The organism is Streptomyces sp. NPDC060027 (assembly GCF_042737005.1).
In the GTDB taxonomy this organism is placed as follows: domain Bacteria; phylum Actinomycetota; class Actinomycetes; order Streptomycetales; family Streptomycetaceae; genus Streptomyces.
Map to the genome: position 1 here is coordinate 1 of NZ_JBHWVI010000293.1, position 8,920 is coordinate 8,920.

The following is an 8,920-nucleotide window of genomic DNA, read 5'->3' on the forward strand; positions in this document are numbered from 1 at the left end:
ACCGCCGGTCTCGTGGTTGACGTTGGCGAGGAACGCGGCGGCCTCCTGCTTCTTGACCGTGTCGCTGCCGGTCTTGGCGAAGCCGGGGTAGGCGCTCAGCGCGGCCTTGAGGCCGCTGTAGGTGTAGAAGCCGTTCCGGCTCGGGAACATCTGGTTGAACTGCGCCTCGGAGACGACGAATCCGTCGGAGGGGTTGGTCGGGCCGCCGTCGCAGGCGTAGGGCTCCCAGAACCAGGTGCTGATCGTGGGGTCGTAGCCCGGGTTGTCGTGCTCTGCTATGTAGGCCTTGCCGTCGGTGTACCGGACGATGTTGCCGGTGACGTAGGACTGGCCGGCCACCCAACTCGGGTAGCTCGAACAGGAGGCGGCGGAAGCGCTCGCGGCCGGGAGCAGCACCGGTGCGGCGGTGCCGATCAGAATCGTGGCCAACAGAGAAGACACGCGTCGATGTGACACAGAATCATTCCTTTGCGGAGCAAGGCCGCACCGGAGGCAAGGCGGAGCCTTGTGCGCATGCGCCGACGAGGGGCCGGCGCCGCGGAGTCCGGGGCGACCGCGGTGGGGGGTGTGGAGCCACACTCAACCGCTTTGGTCTGTACCAGTCAAGGGTGTAGACCAATCAATGCCAATGGGGTTGGCAGCAAACCGCCGTGAGCTGAGACGCTCGGTCGCCCGTCGGTCCCAGGGGCCAGCTGTGGGCCTGGGCCAACCCGAGCATCCTTCCCGGCATGAGCCGAGATGCGCGCGTTTTCCGGGACTGGGCAGAAGCCAACGGGCATCCTGATCTCGCTCAGCCGAAGATCGAGGCCGATGAGAAGTCCGCTTCGACGCTCGTGGCCATCGCTGTCCGGGTCACCGAGGCGACCGGCTACTACCGGGGCGCGGGAGGTAACTCAGCCGTGATCATCACGTTCGGCTCGGTCACCCTGACCGCAGCGGACGGCAGTGTCTCGAGCTTCGACATCAGTATCGACTAGAGGTCCTTGGCGTGCGGGGCGCCCAGGGCCGTGACGGAGGCCGCGGGCCGCGGCTCGGATTGCCATCGGGCCCGATTCGTCAACTCGGCTGCTCTGCGCGGCACCAGCCAATATGGAGGCAAGCCTGCGCGCTCATGGCGCGACGGCCGGGCATACTCGGGAGCCGTGCCTACGCCTCCCGATCCAGCCGCCCTGAATCCTGACATTGTGGCACACGGGGCCTCGGCGCCGCGCTGCGCGCGGTGGAACAGGGCTGTCTGACGTCCGTTCCGATCGCGAGTGCGGAGTCCGAGGAACTTGACTCTGTCTCGAGGGTGTCCCCGGCCCCTCAGGAGCGCCAGGTTCAGGCCGAGCCGGTCGAGCCGGGCCTCGCTCCGGCGGGTCCACCCACGACCGTGAGCAGGTCCACGACGAAGATCAGTGTCGAGCCCGCCGGGATCAACGGAGAGGGTGACTGCTTGCCGTATCCGAGACGCGGGGGAACGATGATCTCGCGTCGGCCGCCGACCTTCATTCCCCTTACTCCCCGGTCCCAGCCCTTGATGACCCTGCCACCGCCCACGGCGAACTTGAACGGCCGGTCCCGCTCCCAGGAGGAGTCGAACTCCCTTCCGGACGCGAACGTGACCCCTACATAGTGAACCTGGACGACCCTGCCCGGCTGCGCCTCGGGTCCGTCCCCCACCACGAGGTCCCGGATCGTCAGCTCGGTGGGCGCGTCACCCTCCGGAACCTCGATTCCGGGCTTCGTCAGTTCGCTCATCGCGGTCCCATCGCTCGTCACCGGAATCCCTCGCACGGGCCGGCCGACACATGGACCTTCCATGCGGCAGGCGATCACGCTACCGGCAAGCACATGCTCCGAGGTGCACCCCGTGCCACGGAACACGGCTCTCGCGTCCGGGGGATGTACCGGAGCGAGAGCCGGCCACACCCCCGCGGACGCCGGGGGAGGGTGACCCCGGGCCCCGGAGGCGGGTCAAGGACCGATCGGTGCGCGCCCCGGAGTGACCGCGTAAGCACCTGCCGGCCGGATGCAATCGGGGAGGATGTCGTCCACCTGTGGCGGAGTGTGGGCAGTGCCTACTTTCCCAAGCCAGGACTCCGGTCGAGCGCGTCATGGCACGGCTGAAGTCCTGGCAGATCTTCCGCAGATCCCACATCAGCCCCAACGGCATGACCGTCGTCGCCAAAGCCGTCCTCGACCTGGAGAGGCAACGCTGAAACGCTCACTGGCCGACCGATGCGGTGAGGCGTTGCAGTGCGGCATGGGCGGGTGGGCCCCAGGTGGGCTTGCCTCCGGGGCGGCCGTGGACGCCGGCGTCTCCGATGTGGATGCCGGCGAGGGCACGCAGCACCGCCCAGCCGCGGGCGCGGCGGAGGGTCGCGGTGTCCGGGCGTGGCCGGTAGGTCTCGTGGAAGAGGTCGGCGGCACCGTCCGGCAGGAGGATCCAGGCGGCGGCGAGGTCGAAGGCCGGGTCGCCGGCGAAGAGGTCGCCGAAGTCGATCACGCCGGAGATGGTGCCGTTCGTGGTCAGGATGTTGGCCGGGTGCAGGTCGCCGTGGAGCCAGAGACGCGGGCTTGCCCAGTCAGGTGCGGCGGCGGCGTCTTCCCAGACCGCGCGGACGGTGTCCGGGGCGCGAATGAGCCCCAGCTCGGTGGCCGAGGCGAGCCCTTGGGTGAGATGTTCTGCGGTGTCGGCCAGCGGTTCCCCGCGGTCCCGGCCTGCGGGCGCCCCGTCGGGGGCGGGGCGGTGAAGGGCTGTCAGGAAGGTGGCCAAGGTGACGGCCGCGTCCGTGGCGCGCGTGGCGGGGGCGCGGTCGGCGGGCTCGCCCGGTACCCAGGTGGTGACGAGCCAGGGCCGCGGAAACCGTTCGGAGGGCTCACCGAGGCGCTGCGGGACAGGGATCTGCAGAGGAAGACGCGGGGCAAGGATGGGCAGCCAGGTGTGTTCCTTGCGCAGCAGCGCGTCCGCGGACTGCGTCGCCCAAGGCAACCGGACGGCGAGGTTGTCGCCGAGCCGCCACACCTGGTTGTCCCAGCCACGCGCTCCGAGCTTCAACGGGCGATCAGCCAGGTCGGGGTGCTGCTCGCGCAGCAGATCCCGGATCAAGTCCTCAGTGATGTCCAACTCGGTGGCTTCCACGTGGAGCAACCGTAGTTGGGTCTGGCCACCAACACGGTTGGGACCGGAGAATGACGCCTCAGGGCGTCAGGGATGGCGGATCGATCCGCCGTATGCGGGAGTACAGCCAGAGCCGTCTTGCGGGAACAGGTGCTGATTGGGGGATCGCCGGCTTTACACAAGCGCTCGGACGGGCATTCTCCGTGGACTCCCGGCACCCGTTCAGAGGGCCAGTGCCACCACGCCCACGATCACGATCACGAACGCGACTCCGGCCAGGAGAACAACACCCGCCAGCAGGATGAGCACCGCGCCGAACACCAGCTTCTCTGTTGTCCTGCGGCCGACCTTGGTGATCTTGGGGTCTTCGGGGACGTACGTGATCTCCACCAGTTCGGCACCCCCGTCCGAGCCGGTGCGTTCAAGCTGTACGCCGTGGGTGTCGGTGTACGCGTAGGTGTACTGCTCGACGGCGTTGGACCGGTGGGAGCGTTGCAGCCGCCCTTCCACCGTGATCCCCCGGGTACGCAGCAGCCACGCTTCCCGAAGGATTCCCCATCTGACGTGGACGCCCAGCCCTCCGGCGCCGATCGGGGCCGGGGACTCCCCCCAGAGGACTGTCGGGACCACTCCGGCTCCTTTCAACAGCAGCAGGACGAGCACCAGCGCATACCCGGCCGCCAGGCCCTACCAGAGCAGACGGACCCGGTTCGGTGCCGTCCGCTCCAGTGGCTCCTCGGTCACCAGACCGGCCCCGTCCGGCTGAGGCTCATCGGCGTCCCGCACGGGCAGCGCACGGTGCACGGCGCGCACGAACTCCCGCACAGCGGGAGCACTGTCGCCTCAGGCACGGGCCCTCGACAGGTTGCGTCCTGACCGCGTTCGGTAGGCACCGGGGGTCGCACCGGTCCACCGACGGAACGCGCGGATGAATGCCGCCGCGTCGGCGTACCCGAGACGTGCGGCGATCTGGTCGACGCCGAGTCCGAGGTCGGACAGCATCTCGACAGCACGAGCGTGCCGCGCCGTGTCGATCAGACGCCGGTAGGACGTGCCCTCCACCGCCAGACGCCGGTGCAGCGTGCGGGTGGAGACGTGCAGCGCGGCGGCGGCAGCGCCCATGTCGGGGATGCCGTCCGGCCACTGCATGAGCAGTTCCCCTACCCGCGCTGCGAACCCGGTGTCGGTGCGCCGGGCCAGCAGGAGCCTGCACTCGCGTTCGCACACCTGCATGGTGTGCTGGTCCGCCTGCGGCAGCGACTGCTCCAGTACCGCCGCGAGAGTGACGATCGCGTTGCGCGGCGCCCCGAAGGCGATCGGCACGTCGTCGAACGCCTCGTACGGCGCGGACTTTTCAGGCCGCGGGAGGCGCAGATCCAGCCGGAGGGGGGTGAAGGGCCGGCCCACGATGGTGTCGAGGATGGCCCGGATATTGGCTATTTCCCGCTCGATGAAGAAGTGCCGGACGGGCGGGGGCACCAGCCCGTCGTCCAGGACGAGACGCACCTCGTTCCCGTCCTCCTGAAGGTGGATCCCGACCATGGCGAAGGTGAGTTCCAGGTAGCGAAGTCCCACAGCCGCGGCCTCGCGCAGCGTCGGGCTGGCGAGGAGTGCGAAGCCCAACACACTGTATGTACGAAGCGGTATCCGGTTCCCGACCTCGAGCCCCAGGCCGGGCGCGTCGCCCGTGGCGCGGACCAGGTTCTGCGCCACCGTGAGCTCCTGCCAGGCCCGGACATGTGCGGCATCGTCGGCGAGAGCGTCTTCGTCCACACCACTGCCGTCGAGGCATGCCGGTACGGTCACTCCGCGCTCGACGCCCACGTCCACCATCGCGCGCACGCCTGCGATGCCTCGGTTGAACAGCCGCGGAGCTGTGGCGACTTCGCCGGCCGCCGCCCCGTGTCCGGAACGGCCAACAGTATGGCCGCCATTGCCTGGAACCAGCACTGCCAATCCCCCTAGCATCGGAAGGGATCGATGCGGCGTATCCCGCCGTAGGCTGCCATTCAGCCTAGTCGGGATGTGCGTGCGGACCAGGGGGCGTACGCGTTATCAGCCACCGCTGTCTGTAGCGCTCGGCGCGCCCCCACGGTCATCACGTGCGCAACCGCTCCACCGGAAAGCATTCTCGAGCACAGCCAGTGAAACGCACAGTGCCGGTTGCTGGTCACCGAAGGCAACGGGCCAATTCCGAATCGCACAGGCGGAGCGAATGATGGACGAATTCAGCACCTTGGAAGTCATGCTGGTCGACAATGAGGATCTTGTGCGCCGCGGATTCCGGCAGGCCATCGGGGAGGCGCCGGACATCACGGTGGTCGGCGATACGAGGGTAGGCGAGGAAGCGTTACGCATGGCCGAGTTGCGGCGCCCGCAAGTCGTCCTGGTGGATGCCGGATGCGAATTCATCCGGAAACTGGCCCAGCTTTCGGAGACGGCAGTACCTGGGGTCGGGCCGGGGATAATTGTCCTGACCAGTAACGCCCTTGACAGCCATCTGCTCGGGTCGCTGAAGGCGGGCGCACGAGGGTTTCTCCTCAAGAGTGCCAGCCAGGACGAGCTGATCTCAGCCGTGCGTGCGGTTGCTGACGGCGCGGCCTTCTTGTGCCCCACGATGACCCGACGGCTGATCGATCGGTTCGAGATCCTGCCGCCGCCGCATGAGCGGTCTCACGCGGTCGCCCTGGCAAGCCTGAGCGGCCGCGAGACACAAGTTCTCCGCGGTATAGCCATGGGCAGGTCGAACCAGGAGATCGCCCACGACCTGCATGTCACGCTCGCCACCGTGAAGTCCCACGTCTCGCGCATCCTCGCCAAGCTCGAGTTGCCGAACCGGATGCACGCGGCGCTGATGGCCCAGCGGAGCGGCCTCGCGCACCTGCCCCAGCCTCCGCGGGCCAAACAGGCCGCGGCAGCCCCCTGTCCTCCGGCCGCCCGTCCCGAGCCCGCGGTCAGGCGGGCTTGGTGAACGCGAGGACCACGTTGTGACCGCCGAAACCGAAGGAGTTCGAGATGGCCGCGGTGACGCTGACGCGCCGCTCGGTCTCCGTGACGATCTCCACCTTCACCTCCGGGTCCTTGTCGTCGAGGTTCCTGGTCGCCGGAATCACGTCGGTGAAGACGCTCAGGACCGTGAAGATGGCCTCGATCGCGCCGGCCCCGCCTATGAGATGGCCGGTGATCGACTTGGTCGCCGTCACCAGAGCATGCGGACCGAGCGATTCCAGCAATGCCGCCGCCTCGATACGGTCACCGACGGGCGTACCGGGAGCGTGGGCGTTGACGTGAACGATGTCCTGCGGGCCGAGGCCACCGGAGCGCAAGGCCTCGCGGATCGCACTGATCTGACCGTCCGCCGACGGAGACGTCATGGTGTGCGCGTCGGAGCTCATCCCTGTACCGGCGAGCGTGGCATACATCCGCGCGCCACGAGCTTGCGCGAACTGGGTTCGCTCCAGCACGACGGCGCCGCCGCCCTCGGACATGACGAAGCCGTCACGGGCGCTGTCGAACGGCCGCGATGCGTTCTGAGGGTCCTCGTGACGGCCGGACAGGGCTCCCATGCGGGCGAAAGCCGCCATGGACAGCCGGCCGATGCATGCCTCGGTGCCGCCGGCGACGACGACATCGGCCCGCCCGGCACGCAGTATGGCGAGCCCCAGAGCTATTGCCTCCGCTCCGGAGGCGCAGGCGCTGGTCGGCGCGTGGGCGCCGGCCCGGGCGTCGAGAGCCAGACTGACGGCGGCGGCCGAACCGTTGGGCATCAGCATGGTCACCGCGAAAGGTGACACGCGGCCCGGTCCCTTGGCCAAGGACAGGTCGTGTTGGTCGACCAGCGTCCCCCCGCCGCCGAGGCCGGTACCGATCACCACGGCCAGCCGCTCCGGCGCCACCTCGGGCGCGCCGGCGTCGGCCCATGCCTGCCGGGCAGCCACCATCGCGATCTGCTGGCAGCGATCCATTCGTCGGGCCTCGACCCGGTCCAGTACCTCGGTCGGTTCCTGACTCAGCCGGCCTGCCAGCCGCACGGGCAGATCGCGAGCCCACGGTTCGTCGAGCACGGTGATCGGTGATGCGCCGGCGAGCAGCGCCTCCCAGGTGGAGTGGACGTCGCCGCCCAGCGGCGTGGTCATTCCCAAACCGGTGACCACAACGCCGGTCGTACCCAGGACCTCCCCGTCCGGGCGACCAGGGAGATCGGGGAGATCGGGGAGCTTCGGATAACCCAAGAAGTAATCGTCAGACGCGTCGTACGACATCAAGTTTCCCTTCCTGAATCCTTCTGGGGAAATGTTCTCCCTTGGATACGGACCATTCGTCGTCCACTGGCCGTCGTCATGAAGTTAGCCAATGCGAGGTGCTTTCCGTAACGGCCGACGGACCGAACCGTGACGGCGACCTGAGGATGGCTTTCATCCGTCTTCCGGCTTAGTCGAAGCTCGCCTCCGGTAGGAGGTCGGACACCATCCCGCGGTGGATACCCGATATTTCTCCGCCGACTTAGCATCTCTTCGAGTGGAACCACCACGACGCACACGTACAGCAATGGCTGGATACGTAGACAAGTCCCCGCGGGTCGGTGGGCAAAGGGCAGGGGCAATGACAATGGCCGAGTCGCAAAGGAGGACCACGATGTCAGAGGATGCCGTCACAGAATCCCGACCGGAGCCGACGACCTTGGTCGAGCTCTGCAGGTATCGCGCGTCCAGGGAGCCGGATCGACGGATGTTCGCCTTCCTGGAGAACGGCCTCGAAGAGTCCGACTCGCTCACCCTCGCCCAACTGGACGCCCGGGCAAGGGCAATCGGGGCGCGTCTGAGCAGGCAAGCTCCGCCGGGCGCCCGCGCCGTGCTGAGTTACCCGCCCGGCCTGGACTTCGTGTCCGCCTTCTTCGGCTGCCTGTACGCCGGCCTGATCGCGGTGCCGGCTCCTCCGGTGCTGCGCGTCGGCGTCGACGACCGGTATGCGCGCTTCCGGGCCATCGTCAACAGCTGCCAGCCGGATGTGCTGCTGTCGATCGGGTCACGGCTGAACCGTGTCGACGCGTTGCTGAAGGACATCTCCACACCACGCCGGCCGAGCGCTGTGGCGACCGACGAGATCAGTGAGACGGACGCGTACGGCTGGAATGACCCCGGCATCGGCCCGGACACCATCGCGTACCTGCAGTACACCTCCGGCACAACCGGTCCGCCCCGGGGTGTGGAGCTCACCCATGGCAACGTTCTCCACAACCTCTCACTGATCTTGGCCAACGGTAGCCGGGCCACGGACGACTTCGACCGGCTGCCCCCAGTTGTGTCCTGGCTGCCCGTGTTCCACGACATGGGACTGATCACCGGGGTCCTCCAGCCGATCTACGTCGGGTACGACGCCGTACTGATGCCGCCCTCTGCGTTCACCCAGCACCCGGTCAACTGGCTCCGCGCGATATCGGACCGCGGGGCGGGCATCAGTTCAGCACCCGGTTTCGGATACGAGTTGTGCCTGCGGCGCGTCTCCGAGGAGCAGTTGCGTTCCCTCGATCTCAGTGCCTGGCGGATCGCGGTGGTCGGCGACGAACCGGTGCGTGCGGAGATGATTGACCAGTTCAGTGCCATGCTCGCCCCGTTCGGCTTCCGCCGCGAGGCGTTCTTCCCGAGTTACGGCATCGCCGAGGCCACCGTCATGCTCAGCGGCGGGCCGGTGGAGCCCGAACCGGTGATCCGCCGGTTCGACGCGGTGGCCCTGGCGAAAGGCAAGGTGCAGCGAGCCGGTCGCGAGGACGAGGTCCGCCGACTGGTCGGCCTGGGCCAGGTGCACCCGTCCATGACC

Annotated in this window: 10 protein-coding genes and 1 pseudogene; 4 read left to right on the plus strand and 7 right to left on the minus strand. The window is 68.2% G+C overall.

Going from position 1 to position 8,920, the window contains the following annotated elements; genetic code table 11:
• Positions 1–456 (minus strand): glycoside hydrolase family 19 protein (locus tag ACFWBT_RS39075; RefSeq protein ID WP_385708453.1); only part of this gene is annotated, 456 nt, incomplete at its 3' end.
• A 236-nt stretch (positions 457–692) separates the two neighbouring features.
• Here ACFWBT_RS39075 and ACFWBT_RS39080 point away from each other — a divergent pair.
• Positions 693–977, plus strand: a complete 285-nt coding sequence (locus tag ACFWBT_RS39080) for a DUF6882 domain-containing protein (RefSeq protein ID WP_385708475.1) — start codon at positions 693–695, stop codon at positions 975–977.
• Between the two features lie 343 nt (positions 978–1,320).
• Here the strand turns inward: ACFWBT_RS39080 and ACFWBT_RS39085 are convergent, their stop codons facing one another.
• Positions 1,321–1,740 (minus strand): FKBP-type peptidyl-prolyl cis-trans isomerase, encoded by a 420-nt coding sequence (locus tag ACFWBT_RS39085; protein WP_356756197.1) that lies wholly within the window; start codon positions 1,738–1,740, stop codon positions 1,321–1,323.
• A gap of 323 nt (positions 1,741–2,063) precedes the next feature.
• On the opposite strand from ACFWBT_RS39085, the pseudogene ACFWBT_RS39090 reads away from it, so the two are divergent.
• Positions 2,064–2,201: pseudogene (locus ACFWBT_RS39090) on the plus strand (IS5/IS1182 family transposase); the annotation flags it as partial.
• 5 nt (positions 2,202–2,206) lie between these two features.
• Here the strand turns inward: ACFWBT_RS39090 and ACFWBT_RS39095 are convergent.
• From ACFWBT_RS39095 to ACFWBT_RS39110, 4 genes are all read right to left on the minus strand, one after another.
• Complete coding sequence (locus ACFWBT_RS39095) at positions 2,207–3,124, minus strand: aminoglycoside phosphotransferase family protein (RefSeq protein ID WP_385708457.1); 918 nt, start codon at positions 3,122–3,124, stop codon at positions 2,207–2,209.
• 201 nt (positions 3,125–3,325) lie between these two features.
• A complete protein-coding gene (locus ACFWBT_RS39100; protein WP_385708460.1) occupies positions 3,326–3,733 on the minus strand; it encodes a hypothetical protein in 408 nt (135 codons plus the stop codon).
• Between the two features lie 57 nt (positions 3,734–3,790).
• Entirely contained in the window at positions 3,791–3,928 is a 138-nt protein-coding gene (locus ACFWBT_RS39105) for a hypothetical protein (RefSeq protein ID WP_385708463.1), read from the minus strand.
• Positions 3,929–3,946: 18 nt separating this feature from the next.
• The gene (locus tag ACFWBT_RS39110; RefSeq protein ID WP_385708478.1) at positions 3,947–4,936 is read right to left on the minus strand and encodes an AraC family transcriptional regulator; all 990 of its coding nucleotides are present in this window, start codon (positions 4,934–4,936) and stop codon (positions 3,947–3,949) included.
• A gap of 382 nt (positions 4,937–5,318) precedes the next feature.
• On the opposite strand from ACFWBT_RS39110, the gene ACFWBT_RS39115 reads away from it, so the two are divergent.
• Positions 5,319–6,074, plus strand: coding sequence for a LuxR C-terminal-related transcriptional regulator (locus ACFWBT_RS39115; RefSeq protein WP_385708466.1), 756 nt, complete (start codon positions 5,319–5,321; stop codon positions 6,072–6,074).
• Here the strand turns inward: ACFWBT_RS39115 and ACFWBT_RS39120 are convergent.
• Entirely contained in the window at positions 6,058–7,365 is a 1,308-nt protein-coding gene (locus tag ACFWBT_RS39120) for a beta-ketoacyl-[acyl-carrier-protein] synthase family protein (protein ID WP_385708469.1), read from the minus strand. The genes ACFWBT_RS39115 and ACFWBT_RS39120 overlap by 17 nt on opposite strands.
• 373 nt (positions 7,366–7,738) lie before the next feature.
• On the opposite strand from ACFWBT_RS39120, the gene ACFWBT_RS39125 reads away from it, so the two are divergent.
• Positions 7,739–8,920 (plus strand): AMP-binding protein (locus ACFWBT_RS39125; RefSeq protein ID WP_385708472.1); only part of this gene is annotated, 1,182 nt, incomplete at its 3' end.

Excerpts from the sequence above, each read along its gene's own strand:
- ACFWBT_RS39085 (WP_356756197.1), bottom strand. The coding sequence starts at position 1,740 with ATGAGCGAACTGACGAAGCCCGGAATCGAGGTTCCGGAGGGTGACGCG.
- ACFWBT_RS39110 (WP_385708478.1), bottom strand. The coding sequence starts at position 4,936 with ATGGTGGACGTGGGCGTCGAGCGCGGAGTGACCGTACCGGCATGCCTC.
- ACFWBT_RS39115 (WP_385708466.1), top strand. The coding sequence starts at position 5,319 with ATGATGGACGAATTCAGCACCTTGGAAGTCATGCTGGTCGACAATGAG.
- ACFWBT_RS39120 (WP_385708469.1), bottom strand. The coding sequence starts at position 7,365 with ATGTCGTACGACGCGTCTGACGATTACTTCTTGGGTTATCCGAAGCTC.